This is a genomic window from Pontibacter vulgaris (assembly GCF_022758145.1).
In the GTDB taxonomy this organism is placed as follows: Bacteria; Bacteroidota; Bacteroidia; order Cytophagales; family Hymenobacteraceae; genus Pontibacter; species Pontibacter vulgaris.
This window is the reverse complement of record NZ_JAJVDH010000003.1, coordinates 216,555-236,438: the sequence shown is the minus strand read 5'-3', so window position 1 is coordinate 236,438 and position 19,884 is coordinate 216,555. Positions and strand designations below refer to the sequence as shown.

General features: G+C 44.2%; 13 protein-coding genes and 1 pseudogene. 2 read left to right on the top strand and 12 right to left on the bottom strand.

The window, feature by feature from the left end; genetic code table 11:
- Window positions 1-60: 60 nt before the first annotated feature.
- The 10 genes and pseudogenes from lysA to bioB form a co-directional block, all read right to left on the bottom strand.
- On the bottom strand, window positions 61-1,233 hold the full coding sequence (gene lysA / locus LWP20_RS06380; protein ID WP_242927290.1) for a diaminopimelate decarboxylase: 1,173 nt from the start codon (window positions 1,231-1,233) through the stop codon (window positions 61-63).
- On the bottom strand, window positions 1,199-2,530 hold the full coding sequence (locus tag LWP20_RS06375; protein ID WP_242927289.1) for an aspartate kinase: 1,332 nt from the start codon (window positions 2,528-2,530) through the stop codon (window positions 1,199-1,201). The genes lysA and LWP20_RS06375 overlap by 35 nt, the downstream gene beginning before the upstream one ends.
- A 158-nt stretch (window positions 2,531-2,688) precedes the next feature.
- Entirely contained in the window at window positions 2,689-7,014 is a 4,326-nt protein-coding gene (locus LWP20_RS06370; protein ID WP_242927288.1) for a T9SS type A sorting domain-containing protein, read from the bottom strand.
- Window positions 7,015-7,534: 520 nt separating this feature from the next.
- The gene (locus LWP20_RS06365; RefSeq protein ID WP_242927287.1) at window positions 7,535-9,400 is read right to left on the bottom strand and encodes a T9SS type A sorting domain-containing protein; all 1,866 of its coding nucleotides are present in this window, start codon (window positions 9,398-9,400) and stop codon (window positions 7,535-7,537) included.
- 51 nt (window positions 9,401-9,451) lie between these two features.
- A pseudogene (locus tag LWP20_RS18330) lies at window positions 9,452-9,727 on the bottom strand (immunoglobulin domain-containing protein); the annotation flags it as partial.
- A 728-nt stretch (window positions 9,728-10,455) separates the two neighbouring features.
- Window positions 10,456-11,622: a beta-ketoacyl synthase N-terminal-like domain-containing protein gene (locus LWP20_RS06360; RefSeq protein ID WP_242928017.1), complete on the bottom strand. Its 1,167-nt coding sequence runs from the start codon at window positions 11,620-11,622 to the stop codon at window positions 10,456-10,458.
- 53 nt (window positions 11,623-11,675) lie between these two features.
- Window positions 11,676-12,956 carry an adenosylmethionine--8-amino-7-oxononanoate transaminase gene (gene bioA, locus LWP20_RS06355; RefSeq protein ID WP_262914549.1) on the bottom strand — a complete coding sequence of 427 codons (1,281 nt, stop codon included), beginning with the start codon at window positions 12,954-12,956 and terminating at the stop codon, window positions 11,676-11,678.
- A gap of 72 nt (window positions 12,957-13,028) precedes the next feature.
- Window positions 13,029-13,643 carry a dethiobiotin synthase gene (gene bioD, locus LWP20_RS06350; protein WP_242927286.1) on the bottom strand — a complete coding sequence of 205 codons (615 nt, stop codon included), beginning with the start codon at window positions 13,641-13,643 and terminating at the stop codon, window positions 13,029-13,031.
- Entirely contained in the window at window positions 13,640-14,770 is a 1,131-nt protein-coding gene (locus LWP20_RS06345; RefSeq protein ID WP_242927285.1) for an aminotransferase class I/II-fold pyridoxal phosphate-dependent enzyme, read from the bottom strand. The genes bioD and LWP20_RS06345 overlap by 4 nt, the downstream gene beginning before the upstream one ends.
- Before the next feature lie 67 nt (window positions 14,771-14,837).
- Window positions 14,838-15,839 (bottom strand): biotin synthase BioB, encoded by a 1,002-nt coding sequence (gene bioB / locus LWP20_RS06340; RefSeq protein ID WP_242927284.1) that lies wholly within the window; start codon window positions 15,837-15,839, stop codon window positions 14,838-14,840.
- Window positions 15,840-16,267: 428 nt separating this feature from the next.
- Between bioB and LWP20_RS06335 the strand changes: the two genes are divergently transcribed.
- Entirely contained in the window at window positions 16,268-17,026 is a 759-nt protein-coding gene (locus tag LWP20_RS06335; protein ID WP_242927283.1) for a GNAT family N-acetyltransferase, read from the top strand.
- Between the two features lie 91 nt (window positions 17,027-17,117).
- On the opposite strand, the gene LWP20_RS06330 is transcribed toward LWP20_RS06335, so the two are convergent.
- On the bottom strand, window positions 17,118-18,749 hold the full coding sequence (locus LWP20_RS06330; protein ID WP_242927282.1) for an amidase: 1,632 nt from the start codon (window positions 18,747-18,749) through the stop codon (window positions 17,118-17,120).
- A gap of 97 nt (window positions 18,750-18,846) precedes the next feature.
- On the bottom strand, window positions 18,847-19,182 hold the full coding sequence (locus LWP20_RS06325) for a carboxypeptidase-like regulatory domain-containing protein (RefSeq protein ID WP_242927281.1): 336 nt from the start codon (window positions 19,180-19,182) through the stop codon (window positions 18,847-18,849).
- Between the two features lie 207 nt (window positions 19,183-19,389).
- On the opposite strand from LWP20_RS06325, the gene rlmH reads away from it, so the two are divergent.
- A complete protein-coding gene (rlmH, locus tag LWP20_RS06320) occupies window positions 19,390-19,863 on the top strand; it encodes a 23S rRNA (pseudouridine(1915)-N(3))-methyltransferase RlmH (RefSeq protein ID WP_242927280.1) in 474 nt (157 codons plus the stop codon).
- Window positions 19,864-19,884 lie beyond the last annotated feature (21 nt).

Sequence of the window (19,884 nt, the reverse complement as noted above, 5' to 3'; positions counted from 1 at the left end):
AAACAAAAAGCCCGCCTCAGTTTTGAGGCGGGCTTTTTGTTTGGATATCTAAAATGAATGTTAGTTCAGGTAAATGGCAGTAGCTTTTTCGCGCAGGTTATAGCCTGACGCCATTACTTCACCATAAGCACCGGCAGTATGGATAGCAATCAGGTCGCCACGGTTTGTTTCTGGTAGCATTACCGCTTTCCCAAAACAATCCGACGATTCACAGATCGGGCCCACTACATCGTAACGTTCTTCGGCTGCCTCGCTTGTCAGGTTCTCTATTTTATGATACGATTGGTATAAAGCAGGGCGGATCAGCTCTGTCATGCCGGCATCAAGTATGGCGAAATTAGTAGTCATACCTTTTTTGATGTATAATACTTTTGAAACCAGCGTTCCGCATTGTGCCACCAGCGAGCGGCCTAATTCAAAATGTACCTGCTGGCCCGGGCGCAGCTCCAGAAACTGGTTGAACAAGCCAAAGTATGCCTCAAAGTCAGGGATCAGTTGTTGTTCCGGATTATAATAATCCACGCCCAGACCACCGCCAACGTTAATATGCTCCAGCTGTATATTCTGCGCTACAAACCACTCCTGAAACTCATTTACGCGGGTACACAGATTTTTGAATACCGAAAGATCTGTTATCTGTGAGCCAATGTGGAAGTGGATCCCGATCAGCTCCAGGTTTGGTAACGTTTTAAGCAAAGCCACAACATCCTGCAATTCCCAGGCATTAATACCGAATTTGTTTTCTTCCAGACCGGTTGTAATGTACTTGTGTGTATTGGCGTTTACGTTCGGGTTAATGCGAAGCGCAATGCGGGCTTTCTTGTTCTTCTGCTCAGCCAGCTCGTTCAGCACGATCAGTTCGTGGCTCGATTCGCAGTTGAAACAGAAAATATCCTGATCGAGCGCGTAGTTAATTTCGCTGTCCGACTTTCCTACACCGGCAAAAACTACATTCTCCGGTTTAAAACCGTTTTCGATAGCACGTTTAACTTCGTTACCACTTACACAATCGGCGCCTAAGCCAGCCTGTAGCATTTCGGCAAGAATTGGCTCGTTGGCATTTGCCTTTAGCGCATAATGCACATGGTAGTTATACTTGTTTGCTTCCTGCTTTGCTTTTTGCAAAGTCTGGCGAAGCAAATCCAGGTTATATACATACAGGGGAGTAGCATGCTGTTGCAGCTCCTGAACCGAAGCCTTAAGCATTGATATTTCTCCTTTCAAAAATTCCATCGTTAAGGGCTGTAAGTGCTTTTACTTTATCTGTTGTGTTAATCAGTACACTGATGTTGTTTTTGCTACCTCCGTAAGAGATCATGCGCAAAGGTATATCTTTCAGTGATTCAAATATTTTGAGGCCGGTACCGCTTCGTTCTTCCAGGAAATCACCTACGATACAGATAATGGTCTGGTCTTTATCAACTTCTACCTGGCCAACCTGCTGCAGTTCCGCTACAATCTCATTCAGAAATTTAGCATTATCAATTGTAAGCGACACAGCAACCTCCGACGTAGTGATCATGTCGATAGGAGTTTTATACCTTTCAAAAACCTCGAACACACTACGCAAAAAACCATAGGCCAGCAACATGCGGCCTGATTTAATCTTGATGGCTGTAATATCGTCTTTGGCAGCTATCGCTTTTATACTTCCGCCCGCACTTTCGGCCGTAATAATTGTGCCTTTAGCTTCGGGCTGCATGGTATTGAGCAGGCGAACCGGAATATTTTTTTGCTTGGCTGGCAACACGCTGCTCGGGTGCAGAATTTTTGCACCAAAGTATGCCAGCTCAGCTGCTTCGTCAAAAGATAGCTCTGCAATCGGGTAAGTGTTTTTTACAATGCGCGGATCGTTATTGTGCATGCCGTCAATGTCCGTCCAGATCTGGATTTCGGAAACATCAGCAGCAGCACCTATCAATGATGCAGAGTAATCAGAACCACCACGTTTCAGGTTATCGATCTCACCAAAAGCATTACGACAAATATACCCTTGTGTAATAAACAAGTTTGTTCCGCTATACTTGGCCAGTTCTGCTTTCAGGTTTTTGGCAATGTAATCGGCATCCGGTTCCTCGTTCTCATCTATCTTCATGAAGTTGAGGGCCGGCAGCAGTACTGAGTTTATACCTTGCTCTTCCAGGTATAGCTGAAATAAAGCAGTTGATAGCAACTCGCCTTGTGCCAGTATCGCGCGCTCTTCGTGTATGGTAAAAAGGTCCTGCGTAAAAGCCCTGATATAATCAAAATGAAGTTGCAGTAATTCAAGAGCCTGTTTCTGTTTATCTTCTGTGCTGTAGAGCTCCGCTACAACCTGTTTATACTTTGTATGTAGCGCATCTATCAGCGCATTAGCTTCCTGGTTAAGATTCTGGTACAGCTTTTCAGTTATCTGTACCAACTGGTTTGTTGTGCCCGACATAGCCGACAGCACTACAATTTTAGGCTCATCGTTGTGAATCAGGTTCACAAGTGCCTTCATCCGCTCAGCCGATCCTACAGAGGTTCCGCCGAATTTTAAAACTTTCATTTAAGTGAAAAAAAATTTGTATCGATTTAAGTGGTAAAATTAATAAAAAGCAAGCAGTAAATCAGGTTATTGGCTTTCATTAATTCTGGGCGGAAGTATAAATGAAAAAAGCCGGAACGAGGTCCGGCTTTTGGTGTGCTGTGGGAGTGGTATAGGTTTTACCTGCTGATAAGGACTTTGGTTTGCTGGGTGTGGTTGCCGGTTTGCACCTGCAGCAGGTATAAGCCCGTGGCAGTATTACTTAGGTCAAGCGGGATCTCGGCCAGGCCTTTTTCCAGGTAAAGCGTTTTTTGCAGCACCAGGCGTCCCTGCAGGTCCAGGAGCTGGATGTGGCTGGTGCCGGCTTCCTGGTTTGTGACTAAGGCCGTGCATAAGCCTTTTGTCGGGTTAGGGTAGGCTGTCAGGGCCAGCTGGCTTTGGGTAGCAGTGGTGCCGGACAGGGCAATGATCTTGCTGTAGGTAGAGGTGCCGTCAAAGTCTACCTGCTTTAAGCGGTAGTAGAGGTGGTGGCCACCTGGCTGCTGATCGGTGAAGCTGTAGCGGGTGGCCTGGAAGCTGTCGCCCTGGCCAGCTACCTGCCCGATAACCTCGAAGGTTTTGCCGTTGCTGCTACGTTCGATGATAAACTTCTCGTTGTTCTTTTCCGAAGCTGTCAGCCATTTGAGCATAACCGTGCTGCCGTTGTAGGTGCCTGTAAAATAGGCCAGCTCTACTGGCAGGGGAGTAAAGGAGCTTGGTGCCGTATTTGAATCGTACATACGGATAAGCATAGGTGTATCTGAGGTTCGGGTTTTGCTATCCGTGGTACGCGTAGTGAAGCTATAAGAGCCTGCCTTCAAAAGTGATATGTCAGTAACTTTAAGTACTACCTGTTTATTAATGATGCTGAAAGCTGTGCCAGGTGGCAGTGAAGTAGCAGTGGCTAAGAAACTTGTAATGCCACCATCTTTATCATCCGAAATTACTGCCAGAATATCTCCGTTAATGTAATCCTGTACAAACTTTGTTGTGCTTACACTAAGTTCTGCAGTGCAGTTAATAATAATGGTTACAGTGCTGCTTGAGCTTGCCCCTGCACAGGCAGAAACAGTCCAGGTGAACTCGTAAGTACCTGATACTAATCCGGTAACTGTAGCATTTGCAAAGGTTGGATTTGTAATTACCGGATCTGGTGCTCCTGTAGGTTTAGTTTTTAATGTCCAAAGGCCACTGCCTGGTGCAGGATTGCTACCCTGAAGCTGTAGGCTTGCGTTACCGCAGGTAATTTGTTCGGTGCCGGCTGATACCGGTGTAGCTATACCATTGGTTACTGTTATACTTGCTTTGTTTGCCAGTACCAGGTCTGAGCAGCCGCCGCCTGTTACAGTTACGTAAAGGTTTTTAGTTCCTGTTGTGGTAAATGGTGTTGTTATTGTTCTGCTAACTACACCACCTGTACCAGAAAAGGTGAATAATGCCGTTGCCGGATCGCTTTCATTATAGATCTTGTAAGTATAAGCGCTGCCTTGGGTGCTTACGCTTAAATTAACGGAAGTATTTACACAGATAGTTGTTTTATCTACTGTAACTGGTACTGTAACATCAGGGCCTCCGCTTATGGTGATGGTTTTTAGGATAGTGTTTTCGGCTACGCACCCAGATGTAACACCTTTTATTACAACGCCATAAGTAGTTGTTTTAGTAACCGTTACTGCCGGGAATACAAGATCTTTACCGTTATCTGCCGCAGTTGGGATGATGGCGCTGCCAATTGATGCCTTCGTATCGTTGTTTATCAGTTGGTAAGAATAACCTGTTTCAGCAGCCTTAACTGTAATGATGGTGCTTACATTAGCGCAGGTTGAAGATTCCGGTACAGCTGTTACGGTAAAGTTTTTTGGCACCGGCGGATATAAATTAACAGTAAGCTCACCGCCGATAGTATACTGGCACGAGGCGCCCACCTTAATAGTTTTTACCAGTAGTACAGTGCCTGTGGTAGTAATGTTATTTGATTTCAGGCTGATCGGTTTACCTGTGCCTAGTATAGAGCTGCCAAAGGTTTCGTAAGTAGTTGGAGATGTTCTTCTGTAAATGTTATAGATAACTCCCGCTTCTGAAGTAGACAGGTTAATGGTAGCCGGTGTGTCAGGGCAGATGGTTGAAGCTGCCAGAGCTGCTGACATACTTGTGCTGGCAGGGATGCAGGCTACTTCTACTATACCAGTAGACTGAGCGCTTTCGCAGGTTGATGTAGCAGATGCCTTTGCCGTTATGGTTAGTTTAGCCCCGGCATATAGCTCAAAAGGTGAAATGCCAGTTATTGTCCATGCGCCAGAAGTGTTAGCCTGCTTTACAATAGCTTTGCCCTCGCCATCAACATAAGGTGCACCATTTATGTAGAGCGTTACCCATGCATTGGCTGGTGCAGTGCCAGATACACTGGTGCTGCCTTCGTAAATAGGAGACGTGTTAGTTATAGTTAAGCCAGTAGCTGAATATACAGTGCCTATTACAATAGCTGTAGAGGCTGCACTTTCCGTCTTGCCATAGGCCGTGGCTTTTGCAGTTATACTTGTTCCTGAAGCTATACTTGTGGCGGCTGTTGCTGTCCAGGCTCCGAATGCATTTACAGTAGTGGTAGCTAATACTGTAGTTCCGTTATATACTTTTATCGTTGTGCCTGGTGCCTCAGAAGATGTTCCGGTAACTGTAGTTGTGGGGCCGCAATAGTTTCCGGTTATAGTTGGGGCTGTACTTGCAGCAGGAACGCTTGTATCAACTACCGTAAGTGTGGTGGACCTGCCTGAAGAGAGCTCAACGCCACAAGGCGAAGTACCTTGTGTTATTTTAGCATAAAAAATATCATTGGCTGAAAGTCCTGATAAAGTATAGGACCAACTAGTAGCACCAGTAGCAAGCTGTATCGTTCCAACTACTATTCCATTTTGATATATGGTTACTTTAGCGCCCGCTACAGCGCTTGATCCTTGTAGTAATGTTGATGATAGATTTAATGAAGTTGTAGTTATAGTTGGAGGAGCTACTAGCGTTGTTGATGTGCCGTTATTACCGTTGTCGGCGATAAAGCAAATTTCATTTGATCTTTCAGACTCACAACCTCCTGAAGGTAACAAAGTAGCATAATAGGTGCCATCAGGTAGAGATTTAGCTGCCGTTCCGTAAGCATATGATACGGAAGTGCCGGGTGTAGTATTAGCGAATACTTTGTCTAAAGTCCATGTATTAGGTGCAGTAAGTTTAAAGATCCTAAGAGTGCCGGATTCATAAGTAGTGATAAAGAAACCCTTACTACCATCACTACCTGTAATGATGGGAGGCGAAGTCTTACACATACTTTGCACCGTCTTAACTATAACTTCTGCAGATTTTGGGGATAAGGATTTATCCGCAGGTTTTACGGTGGCTGTAATAACGCCATTTGCTACCAGCGGAGTAGAGAAGGTGCTGAGTGTCCAGGTGCCGGTTGATGTTACTGTTGTTGTACCGAGTAGCGTTGAGCCCTGATACACACTAATTACAGAGCCTGCAGCTTCAACTGAGTAGCCTGTAACAGATGTGCTGGTTGTAAGTATGGGGGCTGTAACAACCGGTGCTTTGGCATAAACCGCCGCAAAGCCTCCTGTTTGTATGCCTGTAGGCGATGTGGCAGGAGCATTATTGATTGCATCTTTCCAGGCGCCGGTTATATTGCCGCTATACTTCTGATCATCAACTCCTCCTAAGTCTGAGGCTATTCCAAATATGCCGCTTTTAGCACTGGTAACTGTTACGCCTGTCATACGCAAAGTTGTGCTTGCTGTAATGCCGCCGTTAAATGCCGCCATTGGCACGTAGAAATCATAGAAATAATCAGCATCGCCACCTCCTAGCGAGGCCGCGATTGCTTTTTGGGAATACTGATCTACTGAACCGTTAAAAATAATAGTGCCGCCTGTAGTGTTTGTTCTGTGATCGTAAATCCGGACATCGAAGTTAGTGGCCAATACCACTTCAAATTCAAATCCTGGATTTATACCTGTTCCGCTTACATCGTTATTTATATCTATCAGAATACTATAACCCTTAGATGCTGTAGATTGACCACCCAGCCTGACACGAAAGAGGAAATTTGTGCCATCAAAGTATGTTGCCAAAGGGGATCCGATTGGTTTACCAGATGCGTCAAAAACTTTAGGAGCATAGTCGGTATGGCCGCCTTTAGAACCAGTAGAAAGGTCTGAAAGGGGCTCGTTCATGAATACCGGAAAGGGCTGGTATGGGATCTCGCTATAAGCAGCACCTTCGTCCATGTTAGCCCCCGGAAAACCAGAAGTTGTTTTAGAAACATACCCGTCGCCATTTGGATCCAGAATTTTGTTACCTCCGTTTGTTGCTGGTTTATATATCAAACCAAGTGTCTGAGCCTGAGAAGCATAAGTATAAACAAACAAAATAATCGCAATTATAAACTTCAACGAGCGTAACAAACTAGGAAATTTCATTTGAAAGATAAAATACTAATGCCTTCAGGTTTATTAAATAATATATCTTAAAAGTGCAATTTGCCTTAATCAGATATGTTATATATTCTTTATAGTATGATAAAACCGTGCCTTAGAGTATTATCTTTATATGTAATATTTTTAATTTATTAAGTACTTATAATGAGTTATTAATTAGTGTTTTAGATATTTCATTAGGGGAATTCAGAAACTTAAAAAGATTTGAAAGCATAGTTGCTAGGAAAGGTTTTCTATTAATAGGAATGAATTTTCCAGAAAATGGAATAAAAAATAGTGATACTGGAAAAGCTTTATTTGAAAAATTATAGTTTATAGCGCCAATAGCCTAATGAGGTTTTGCTTTTCATCTTCATACTCAACTTGCTATTAATTAAGGTTTAACTAAATTTCAGTGCAACTACATTTGGCGGTTCAATTCAGTTAACCAGTATACCAGTATAAAAATGAGAAAGCCGGCACGATGTCCGGCTTTTGGTGTGCTGTGGGAGTGGTATAGGTTTTACCTGCTGATGAGGACCTTGGTTTGCCGGGTGTGGTTACCGGTTTGCACCTGCAGCAGGTATAAGCCCGTGGCAGTATTACTTAGGTCAAGCGGGATCTCGGCCAGGCCTTTTTCCAGGTAAAGCTCTTTTTGCAGCACCAGGCGGCCCTGTAGATCAAGAAGCTGGATGTGGCTGTTGCCGGCTGCCTGGTTTGTGACCAAGGCCGTGCATAAGCCTTTTGTCGGGTTAGGGTAGGCCGTCAGGATCAGCTGGCTTTGGGTAGCAGTTGTGCCGGTCAGGGCAATGATCTTGCTGTAGGTAGAGGTGCCGTCAAAGTCTACCTGCTTTAAGCGGTAGTAGAGGTGGTGGCCACCTGGCTGCTGATCGGTGAAGCTGTAGCGGGTGGCCTGGAAGCTGTCGCCCTGGCCAGCTACCTGCCCGATAACCTCGAAGGTTTTGCCGTTGCTGCTACGTTCGATGATAAACTTCTCGTTGTTCTTTTCCGAAGCTGTCAGCCATTTGAGCATAACCGTGCTGCCGTTGTAGGTGCCTGTAAAATAGGCCAGCTCTACTGGCAGGGGAACAGAAGATTTAATGTTATAAGTTGCATCGCTTCCAGCCTTAACACCCATATTATCTGTGGCATTGTATTTAAAAGTAACCGGGCTTGTAAAGTTTGACCCTTTTACAAATTTTAAGTCTTTTGCCTGAAGCGGTGTTAATACCTGGTTCCCAGTAACATCCGCACCGTATAAAGTTAGTTTGCCCTGAGTTAGAGCTGGTAAAGAAGTAATTATAAAGTTAGAAATACTTCCATCCTGGTCTGTGGCAGATAAAGCTGCAATTGATTGTGCTGTTGATAGGTTAGGATCTATTAAGGAAGTAAGATCTTTTGCCACAGGGGGATAAGTTACCGGTATGGTATAGGTGGCATTTGGAGACGTACCGTTCGAGCTTGTTGCTGTGTAAGTAAAAGTAACAGTACCTGAATAAGTGGAAGCTGGATCGAAATTTAAATTAGCAGCTTGAGCAGGAGTTAAAGTATAATACCCACCTGCCAATGTAAGTGTAGTGACTAAAGTGGAGCCGGTATATAATAACCCAATAGCAGAGGTAGGTACAGATGACGCTAAAATGCCATAGTTGGTTATTGTACCACCTATTGCGCTTAAAGGGCTGATAGTAGTTGATCCAGACGTATTAGGCATTGTTGCAATTGTGACATTAGCTGCAGTGGGCGGGGTAGTAGTTCCTACATATAAATAATAAGTTGCTGTGCTCGAAATTACACCTTTGTTATCTGTAGCTCTGTAAGTGAAAGTACGGGTGAGGCCATTAGCGTTTGGTGCTTCATAATATAGCTGGTTTGTATTAATTACTTGATTAACAGTTAATGGCGATCCTCCTGAAGGTCCTAAATAGAGTTCTCCTTGATCTGGGCTAGGTGTAGGTAAACTAACTATGGTATAGCTTACAATATTTCCGTCTGGGTCTGTTGCGTTAAGCAGAGGTATTATTGATCTAACATTTTTTGTCAGGTTTCCTGAAGATACGTTGAAAGCTACTGGTGCAGCATTTACAGGTAGACTATAGGTAGCATCATTGGAACTGGTATTCCCACTATTATCTATTGCTTTAAATGTAAAAGAAGCCACGCCATAAAAAGTAGATGCTGGATCAAACTTAAGCAGCTTTGCCTCTGCGGGAGTAATTGTTCGGGTTGCTGTTATAGGGGTAGTATCAACATAAAGTACACCTTGCGTGCTAGGAGGAGGAGTAATTATATAAGAGGCAGTATAAGGAGGAGAGGCAGGATTCTCTGGATAAGAAGCACTTAATGCATCAATAGCTATCGGTCCATCACTATTTGAGATCAAGTTCATATTAGTTATAACATCATTGGCAACAATTGGTGAAAATGCTGGATGTACAGTTGCAGTAACTGCTGACCTTGGCCCTTCGCATCCGCCTTGTTCAGGAGCACTAACTATAGAAACATAATATGTATAAACTGTAGTTGTAGCAGGAGAATCAAAATATGGTGAATAAGTATTTCCAGTATAAATCGATGTGCCCCCCGTTGAGACATTATACCATTTGTAATTACCTCCTACTGGGGCACCGGAAGCTTTAAGGGTTACCGTGCCCTGTCCTGTCCTTATATCTCCTGATGTAGTTGGTGCAGTTGATGGAGTAGCATTACTTATCATAACAATATTTGAGTAAACAGCTGGTTTGCCATCACCCTCGCTAAATCCAGCTCTATACGAGTAATTTAACTCAGCTGCAGTTGGGGTTACTGAAAGTGAAATGGTATAAAGATTATTTGCTGTTTTAGCTGGGTAACTTATGGTGCCATATAATTGCCAGCCTACACCGTCTTTTTTGTCTACTTGCCAGAATGTATTTAGTCTGACACCATTTCCATTGCCATTAGCAGAGCTTAATGTAGCATTAAAAGTAGCCTGAGCTCCTGAGGAGCAAATATACTGATTTTGAGGTTGTACTGTAAAAGTTTGAGACTGGGCTAAAAGTTTACTATTAGTACAAATAAGATTTACAATAAGAAAAGTAGAAATATTGAAGAGTAATTTAAAAGCAGTTTTCACGGAGTTAACTAAAGTAATATTTAAAATAAACTAAGTTATATTGAGGGATAAGTTATTGTGTATCTGATAAATAATTTAATATTAAGTCATAAGAGTATAAGTTTATAGTGGTTAAAAGATACAATTATGACCCAATATACTATATAGATTTATTACTATATAGTATAGAAATTAAAAACAGCTATTTTTAGTTATAACTAAAATGATTTAAATAGTACTATTTGGATTAGTTGAAATATCTATTTTGATTATTTAGATAATGGATAAGATTAAATTATGTTTATACTTTGAATTGGTAACTACCTGATAAATAAATGAACTAAAGTCGGTTAAGGTATAACCTTAAGGACAATGCTGGCAGCATTACCGCCAAAACCAGCTGCATTTATAAGTATGCGAAGGATAGGATAATTAGAAGCGAAAATATTTTCAGAAAAATAGGGGAGTTGGTTCATGCATTGTGATGATAATAAATGCATACCATACTGTAAACTAAGAGCGCCAGAAGCTCCTAAAGTATGGCCAATTAACCATTTATTTGTTGTTATGGCCACTGATTCATTCTTAAATATGGCATCAATAGCTTGTAGTTCGGCACTGTCTCCGGCTTTGGTTCCGGGGGTGTGGGTGACAATAAGGTCAATTTTTTGGTCGTTTGCAGGAAGTTGAGACAGCGCGTGCCGCATTGCCTTCTGAAAGTTGATGCCTTCCGTTGATATGCCGGTTTTACTTACAATCTTTTCAAAACCCAGGCCAACAGCTTCTATTATTATATCGCCCTGCTTTAAACTGGTTTCATCCGCTAACTCCAGCGCGAAAACAGCGGCACCTTCACCAAGAACGAAAGTATTCTGTTTACTTAAAGTATAAGGTTGGCAAGGATAGGGGGAATCAGTCAGTTTTGAGTAAATGCCTACCGCTTTCATCTGTGCAATGGTAAAGGGGGTAAGAGGGGCTTCAGTGCCTCCAGCCAGAAAACGCTGAGCCATACCTGAACGTAACCACGCCGAAGCATTGGCAATTGCCATCAGAGCAGTACTGCAGGTAATCGAGTGGCTTATTTGAGCGCCGCCTGCATTTACAGCATGGGCTACCCAACTGGATAAGTTACCGAGTGTAGTAGTAGGCGATGCGCCCGGAAGTGTTTGTCCGTTTATACTTTGCTGAAAGGATTCAAAATGCTGTTCAAATAGGCCCGTCGCCCCGCGTGATGATCCAATATTTACTGCCAGATCATCTGAAACTGGTGCATTTTCATGTAGCCAGCCTGCTTCATTTGCCGCCTGCCTGGCTGCATACATGGCCAGCAATACCGATCTGTCAAGTTGCTTGTAACTTGGGTTAGTTTTCAGCAGCTTTTGCAGCTCATCTTCGGCACGCGCAGCTAAGGGTGCAACTGGTGTTAGCTCGCCATTATGAAGTATGTTTTTAAAAGCGGGCTGGCCTGCGGTATAAGCTTTGTTAACAGACGCAGCATCATGACCAAGCGGCGAGATAACACCTGTGCCCCGGATAACAATATGTTGTTTAGCTGCTACCAGTGTATAAATTACTTTGCCGCAACTACCAGTTCGTGCATCCCAAGTATGGTTTGATATACTTTCTCAAGTTGGTCTTTTGCGATGCAGTAAGGCGGAATTATGTAAATGATATTTCCGAGCGGACGAAGTATAACTCCCTGCTCCAGGGCAAAATTATAAAGCGTATCGCGCAGGTTGCTGAAGTAGGAAGTGCAGCCAACTTCAAATTCCACAGCCAGTATAGTACCTTGTTGGCGTACTTCTTTTATGTTTGGCAGTACTTTTATACTTTCGGCAAAAGCTGCGTGGCTGCTGCTGATGCGGTTTATACTTTGTTGTGTTTCGGGTTGCAGCAGCAGATCCATACTTGCCAGGCCGGCAGCACAAGCTACAGGGTTGGCCGTATAGCTATGCCCATGGAAGAATGTTTTACTTTTATCGTTGTGCAGGAAAGCCTGGTAAATTCTATGTGAACAGGAAGTTACTCCTAAAGCCATTGTTCCGCCTGTCAAACCTTTCGAAAGGCAGGTCATGTCAGGTTTAAGTTCAAGGTAATCGCTTGCGAAAATGCGACCGGTGCGTCCAAATCCTGTCATTACTTCGTCGGCAATGGTCAGGATGTTGTGCTGTTGGCAAATCCGAACTAGCTTATTCAATACCTCTGGTTTATACATTACCATTCCGGCAGTACCCAATACCAGAGGCTCGTAAATAAAAGCTGCCATGTCGCCTGTTTTGGCTAGTGCTTCAAGCTGTTGTATAGTTTCCGCTTCATTGCCGGGAATGGGTACATCTATAAAAGATACATCAAACAGGTATGGCCAGAAAGGTGCCGTAAACGCGCTGCGGGCACTCACCGACATAGCCCCGAAGGTATCGCCATGGTAGCTGTCGCGGAAGGCGATGATCTTTTTTTTAGGAGTACCGACGTTCTCCCAATACTGGATTGCCATTTTCAAGGCTACTTCTACAGCTGTAGAACCATTATCTGAATAGAAAATCCGGCTCTGGCCCTGCGGTAGAATCTTTATAAGGCGCTCGGCAAACGTAACAGCAGCCGGATGTGTAAAACCGGCAAAAATAACGTGCTCCAGTGTCTGCAACTGTTCAGCCACCTGTTGCGCAATGTAAGGGTGTGCGTGGCCGTGCAAATTAACCCACCACGACGAAACGGCATCAATATAATTTGTGCCGTCTTCAGCGTACAAAAGCGCACCCTCGCCCCGAACTATAGGTATAGGAAGGGCAGCAGTTTTCATCTGGGTATACGGGTGCCAGATAACGTTATGATCGCGTTCGGCTAAACTCAATTTTGAATAACTGACTAAATGAATGACTGAATCTTATGTAGAGTTTTTCTCTATAATAATGCGTTTTAAGTCTTACAGATAACCCTCAAATGTCTTAGCATACGCAGCAACCGCATCCTGGCAAAAATCGGCTTCCTGGCGGATAGATGGCAAACGGCGCAAACCTGTATACTTGATGATAAAGTCTTCGGAGGTAGGATTTTCTTCACCGTTAAAGATAATGCCGGCCACAGGAACCTTGCGATAACGCAACACCTCAGCTGTAAGCAAGGTATGATTTATACTTCCCAGGTAGTTTCTGGAGACAAGTATAACCTCCAGGCCAAGCTGTTGCACCAGGTCGAGTACGAGGTAGCGCTTATTCAGAGGCACCATCAGCCCGCCTGCACCTTCCACGATTAGGTTATTGCTGGTTTCAGGGAGCTTTAGGCCGTGTACGTCAATTTCAATGCCTTCAGCTGCTGCTGCTTTATGTGGCGAAGATGCCATTTTTAAGCGATAAGCTTCCGGGTGAAATACAGAGTTCTCATTCGAAACCAGACTCTTAACCATGTCTGTATCGGTAAAGTCAAGTCCGCCCGCCTGAACGGGTTTCCAGTAATCAGCTTGTAGTGCCTGGGTAAGTATGGCAGCGGCAACTGTTTTGCCAACGTCCGTTCCAATGCCTGTTACAAAATATTGTTTCATGTACCTTTAGCTATGGCCTGCGCGAGGCCCTCAATTTCTTCTTCCGTATTAAAAGCATGCACGATTACGCGAAGCCGCTCGGTGCCTTCGGGCACAGTAGGGGCCATCACGGGGCGTACATCATATCCATCAGTTTGCAGCGCAGCCGCCAGTTCTTTCAGGTGCCGGGGCTGTTGCAGGAAAACAGAAAGTATAACACTGTTCTCCGGGGTGCAGCGTATGCTGCTAAGTTTGTTTAGCTTTTGGTACAGCTGGTGCGCCAGCTCTTTTACCTTTTCTCTTTCGCTGGAAAGCTGTGGCAGCAAAGTATAAGCGCACTTTAAGGCAACCAGCGCATGCGTTGGTAAGCCCGTAGTATAAATAAATGCACGGCTATAGTTGATGAGAAAATCGCGCAGCACTTTTGGGCCAACCACTGCAGCGCCATGGTTGCCCATGGCTTTGCCGTAAGTAATAACCTGTGCAAATACCTGGTCCTGCAGCCCTAAAGCCACAGTCATTCCTTCGCCTTTCTCACCATAAAGACCCACGGCATGGGCCTCATCTACAATTAATGCAATCGAATATTCAGTACAGAGTTGTGCCAGTTCCTGCAAGGGGGCTTTATCGCCATCCATTGAGTAAACCGACTCTACTACCACATATACCTGCCCGGTTGCATGCTTTAGTTTCTGCCTCAGATCCTCCACGCTGTTATGGCGAAAAGGATAAGTCTTTGCAAAACTCAGGCGCAGGCCGTCTTTCATAGACGCATGGCTGGCCTCGTCATAAAATACGGTATCGCCACGCTGCGGCAGTGCTGACAGCAGGCCAACATTTGCCATATAACCAGAATTGAATAGCAATGCCGACTCGCCTTTATGGTAATCCGCAATTATACTTTCCAGCTCTTCAAATAGCAGGTGGTTGCCTGATAGCAAACGGGAGCCTGTTGCCCCCAATGGTAGTAGTTTATACTTATCCTCTTCCTTATGGATGAGTGCCCGTAACTTTTCAGAGCGAGCAAGGCCGAGGTAATCATTCGAGCAGAAATCAATCAGGCCGGAGGTAGTTTTAAGGGTGCGCAGGTTGCCCTGTGCTGCCCGTTCCGCCAGTTTCTGCTGCAATCTTTTATGGATTTCAGACATAAGACGTAAAATATAAGACTTTAAATTTAGACTAATAGTCCTGTGTCTTGTGTCTGCAATCTTGTGTTTAAGAACAAACGTGCTGCGCTTCTTCTTTAAATGATTTGCGTGGTGTCAGGCCCAGCAGGTCAAACATGGCTTTGTCTGCGTCAAAATCCGGGTTAGGGGTCGTCAGCAGCTTCTCCCCTGTGAAGATGGAGTTGGCGCCCGCCAGGAAGCAAAGTGCCTGGTCTGTAACGCTCATGCGCTCACGGCCAGCCGATAAACGCACCATCGTTTTTGGCATAAGAATACGGGCAGTTGCGATCATGCGCACCATTTCCCATACCGTTACCAGTGGCTGGTTCTCCAGGGGTGTACCTTTAACTGGAACCAGCGCATTAACCGGAACAGACTCCGGGTGCTGCACCAGTGTAGACAAAGTATGAAGCATGCCGATACGGTCTTCATCTGTTTCACCCAAGCCGATTATACCACCGGAGCATACTGAAATACCTGCCTTCCGCACATTCTCAATTGTATCAAGACGATCGTCGTAAGTGCGGGTGGTAATGATGTTGCTATAGTTTTCTTCCGAAGTATCCAGGTTGTGGTTGTAGGCATAAAGGCCGGCTTCTTTCAACTTCTCAGCCTGGTACTCGTTCACCATGCCCAAAGTACAGCAAACCTCCAGCCCCATTTCGTTCACGCCTTTCACCATGTCCAGCACTTTGTCGAAGTCGCGGTTATCGCGTACCTCGCGCCAGGCAGCACCCATGCAAAAACGGGTAGAGCCGCCATCTTTTGCGCGTTGCGCAGCTGAAATTACCTGCTCCTGGCTTAATAATTTATGTACCTCCACATCCGTATGGAAACGGGCAGCCTGCGGGCAATACGAACAGTCTTCAGGGCAACCACCAGTTTTAACTGATAACAAAGTACATACCTGTACTTCGCCGGTAGCCTGGTATTGCTTGTGCACATTGGCCGCTTCTACGATCAGTTCCAGAACAGGCTTGTTATATATGGCCTTTATCTCTTCCAGACTCCAGTTGTTGCGGATGTCTGTATTTTCTCCGTTTTGCATCATGGTACTCATGTTTGGGATACGAAGGTAATTTGAAGATTTAGGAATAAAAAACCAAGATATTGGTATGTTCAGTGGATAAATAGTTAACTACTTAAGCTTCTGATGTATTTCTGTGGATAAATCGTTTTTGTTAATTTGTTGGAAAGCGCTTTTCCACAGCGGTGTAAGCAACAAAGATGTGTTGATGCATGCCTTGTGTGGTTGCCATAAATTTTATTGTTCTATTCCGCCCGGTTGAACTATACTTTAAATACAGGTAATTACCATTTCTGGAAAGCCGCTGTATAGCTGTTGAATAAGTATACTCTATTGCTCGGCTTGAAATTGATACCCTACACTTCAAAAGTGAATTTAAATTAAGCAAATTAAATCCTATTACGTATTTAAATTATACTAATAATTGTTTGGGCTTTAATTTAGGTGTTAGTATGGAAGAGGTAGCAATTAAAAGAAATGACTTTTATGGCAAGGTCAGGAAAGGGTGGGAGCTTTTGGCAAAGGGGAATGTAAGAGATGCATGGAAATTAACAAATAATCGGCTTTACTCCATTGCTGCTAAAGAAAGGATTTATTCGACGCGTTACTGGTATGGGCTAAAGAGATATCTGGTTGATGATTTTCAGAATCCTAAAGCAAAAATCAATATTACGGTTCGCCCTTTAGAAGAGCGCGATATTGATTATTTATTAGATACTACTGGCCTTACCGAAAAAGAGGTGAAGCAAATAAATTACCAGCGTAAACTGGTAAACAGCAATTTACAAACCTGTTTTGTGGCGGTTACAGAAGATGGTAAGCCTTGCTATATGCAATGGCTTGTTGGCCCGGCAAATAATCACAAAATCCGCAGTACATTTAATGGCTTGTTTCCCCAGTTAAAAGCTAACGAGGCGCTTCTGGAAGGGGCCTATATGCATCCCGCCTACCGTGGGTTAGGTATTATGCCTGATGCCATGTGCCAGATTGCTGAAAAGGCTGCAGATATTGGAGCATCTGAAGTGATAACTTTTGTTAAGTTAAACAACATTCCTTCTCTGAAAGGTTGTAGAGGGTGTGGGTTTTCTCCTTACAGTTTGCTGCAAGAAACCTGGTTGCTAAAGAGAAAATATGTCACGATGCCGCCAGTGCCGCCTAAACTTCTGAAAGAGTATGATATAGCAACAGCGAGTAAACCCAAAACAGCTTAGAGCAGGGTATAGCTTTACGAAGTAAGTATACCCGCAAGTCGAAACGCCAGTGCTATAGTACCGGAGCTCTGACCTGCGGGCAAAATTGCTGTTATAGCGGATTAGTGGTTTTCAGGAAACCAGGAGCAACCCTGTTCTTAGATGCCTGCTCATAGGCGTAGGCTATACTTATTAACTGAGGCTCGGTATAAGCTCCGCCGAAGAATGATAAACCAATTGGCAAACCATGCACTAAACCCATCGGAACTGTAATATGCGGATATCCGGAAATGGCCGCCGGAGTAGACAAACCATAGCCAGTAAAAGAGTCGCCGTTTATTAAGTCGATGCACCAAGATGGGCCATAAGTCGGGCCGGAAATTGCATCCAGCTTGTTCTCTTTCATGATCGAGTTAATGGCGTTTCGGGCAGTGGTCAGGTTTTTCTGTAACGCCTCTTTATACTCTTTGTTGTTAAGGTCGCCGAGGGCTTCCGAGGTTTCCAGGATTTCCTGTTTAAAGTATGGCATGGCCTTATCAGCATGTTGCTTGTTATAGGCTATTACTTCTTTCAGCGATTTAACCGGGGCATTATGCGTAGCCAGGTATTTGTTAACGCCATCTTTAAATTCATACTGCAGTACCTTAAATTCTGTGGCAGATAACTCGTTTATCTTTTTCATGATCTCCACTTCCACAATAGTAGCACCTTTTGCTTTGAGTTGCTCAAGCGCTTTTTGCAGCAATGAATCTATGTCTTCGTGGCCTTTCAGGAAGGATTTCTCTATGCCAATGCGTTTGCCTTGCAGGCCATTTTCATCCAGAAACTTAGTGTAGTCCGGCTGCATTTTACCAGTGCTTTCTTTTGTAACAGCATCCTTGGGGTCAACTCCTGTTAATGCGCTTAAAAGTATGGCTGCATCGCGAACAGTGCGGGCCATTGGGCCGGCAGTATCCTGGGTATGGGAAATAGGTATAATACCGGAGCGGCTTAGCAAACCAACTGTTGGCTTTATGCCTACAAGCCCGTTAACGGAAGCAGGACATACAACGGAGCCATCTGTTTCGGTGCCAATGGCTACTGTGCAAAGGTTAGCAGATACGGCAACGCCAGAACCTGAGCTTGATCCGCAAGGCGTACGATCTAAAATGTATGGGTTTTTGTTCTGGCCACCCCGGCTGCTCCAGCCACTTGTAGAGCGGGTAGAACGGAAATTGGCCCACTCGCTCAGGTTTGTTTTGCCTAGCAATACAGCCCCGGACTCACGCAACCGGGCAACCATAAAAGCATCTTTTGCAGCTTTATTACCTACCATTGCCAGCGCGCCGGCTGTGGTATCCATTTTATCGCCGGTATCAATGTTGTCTTTTATCAGTACCGGAATGCCGTGCAGCGGGCCACGTACTTTACCGGCCTTGCGCTCAGCATCCATCGCCTCCGCTATACTTAGCGCGTCGGGGTTTACTTCTATTACTGCATTTAGTTTAGGGCCGTTCTTATCAATGGCTTCTATGCGGTCTAAGTATAGTTTGGTGATGGCTTTGGAAGTATACTCGCCGCGCTGCATTTTCTGCTGCAGTTCGCTTATAGTTGCTTCGCTTAAGGCAAAAGCGGTTGCAGTATTTTCTGAGGTAGCTTTTTCTTCGCTTTGTTCTGTGGTTGTAGTGCTGCAGGAGCTAAGAAAAAGGGTAGAAAGCGACAAACTCGCGAGCGAGCCGTTCTTTAAAAAGTTTCTTCTGTGCATAAGGTGAGATTTTACAAAGAAAGATAACTTTTTGGCCGCTAAATCAAAAATATTTACGCCCGGCTTGTTGGCTTAAAGTATAAAATTCCCTGAATGCTTAACGCTTTGTTTTTTCGAGGTAAATGGTTTTTGTTTCGGCATTAGGTACGCTAACAGTTATACTTTTATAGCCCTTCTTGTTGAGTGTTACATCCATACTAGGGCAGTTAAATATTTTTGTGGCCAGGCCTTCGAGTTTAAACTGGCCTTTCTCGTTGGTAAAGTCGCCCTGGTTGGTATTGCCCTGTTTGTGCACGTATACTTCCCTGATAACTTTGTTCGTGTCTTTATCGAGCACAATGCCGCTGATCTGCTGGTCGCAGGTGCAGGAAGCCATAAGCAAGGCAATAGTTAAAAAGGGAAGTATATTTTTCATGGTGAAGATCCGGTTCATGTATAGCGGCAGAGCGAATATAAGGGTTTCTTGTTTCAGATAAAACCGATAAAAGTTTAAGGTTTTACTTCCACATCAGAATAGTTTATAACCAGCTGATTTAAAGTATAAAGTATAGGTTTTACCTGTTCGGTAATAGGCGCAGCGTTTAGCATATTATTGGAAAATACTGCATTTAAAGCGATATTGGCGAAAAGCTGGCAGCAGATGAAGATCAAACTTATTGCGATAGGCAAAACAGACGAAGCGTTTCTGGAGGAAGGTATTCAGAAATACCTGAAGCGGTTAAAACATTATCATCCGTTTGAGTTTATTATTATTCCGGATATAAAACAGGGCGGCAAATTTACGGCCGATAACCTGAAAGAAGCCGAAGGCAAGCTTATACTTCAGAAGGTACAGGATGGCGACCATGTTGTGTTGCTGGATGAGAAAGGGAAAACGTTCACTTCTTCTGAGTTTGCAGCCTTTCTTCAGAAGAAACTGAATGTGGTTAACACCAACCTGATCTTTGTTATTGGCGGCGCTTTTGGGTTTTCGCCGGCTATTTACCAAAGGGCAAACGATCAGATATCGCTTTCTAAAATGACCTTCTCGCACCAGATGGTTAGGCTTTTTTTTACAGAACAAATTTACCGCGGCTTCACTATACTTCGGGGCGAAAAGTACCATCACGATTAAACCATGCTTCCACCGCTTCCC

What these genes read in the sequence shown, in the direction of transcription:
- rlmH (WP_242927280.1), top strand. Translation starts at nt 19,390, where the DNA reads ATGAAGATCAAACTTATTGCGATAGGCAAAACAGACGAAGCGTTTCTG.
- LWP20_RS06335 (WP_242927283.1), top strand. Translation starts at nt 16,268, where the DNA reads ATGGAAGAGGTAGCAATTAAAAGAAATGACTTTTATGGCAAGGTCAGG.
- LWP20_RS06370 (WP_242927288.1), bottom strand. Translation starts at nt 7,014, where the DNA reads ATGAAATTTCCTAGTTTGTTACGCTCGTTGAAGTTTATAATTGCGATT.
- bioD (WP_242927286.1), bottom strand. Translation starts at nt 13,643, where the DNA reads ATGAAACAATATTTTGTAACAGGCATTGGAACGGACGTTGGCAAAACA.
- lysA (WP_242927290.1), bottom strand. Translation starts at nt 1,233, where the DNA reads ATGGAATTTTTGAAAGGAGAAATATCAATGCTTAAGGCTTCGGTTCAG.
- LWP20_RS06375 (WP_242927289.1), bottom strand. Translation starts at nt 2,530, where the DNA reads ATGAAAGTTTTAAAATTCGGCGGAACCTCTGTAGGATCGGCTGAGCGG.
- LWP20_RS06365 (WP_242927287.1), bottom strand. Translation starts at nt 9,400, where the DNA reads ATGAACTTGATCTCAAATAGTGATGGACCGATAGCTATTGATGCATTA.
- LWP20_RS06330 (WP_242927282.1), bottom strand. Translation starts at nt 18,749, where the DNA reads ATGCACAGAAGAAACTTTTTAAAGAACGGCTCGCTCGCGAGTTTGTCG.
- bioB (WP_242927284.1), bottom strand. Translation starts at nt 15,839, where the DNA reads ATGATGCAAAACGGAGAAAATACAGACATCCGCAACAACTGGAGTCTG.
- LWP20_RS06325 (WP_242927281.1), bottom strand. Translation starts at nt 19,182, where the DNA reads ATGAACCGGATCTTCACCATGAAAAATATACTTCCCTTTTTAACTATT.
- LWP20_RS06345 (WP_242927285.1), bottom strand. Translation starts at nt 14,770, where the DNA reads ATGTCTGAAATCCATAAAAGATTGCAGCAGAAACTGGCGGAACGGGCA.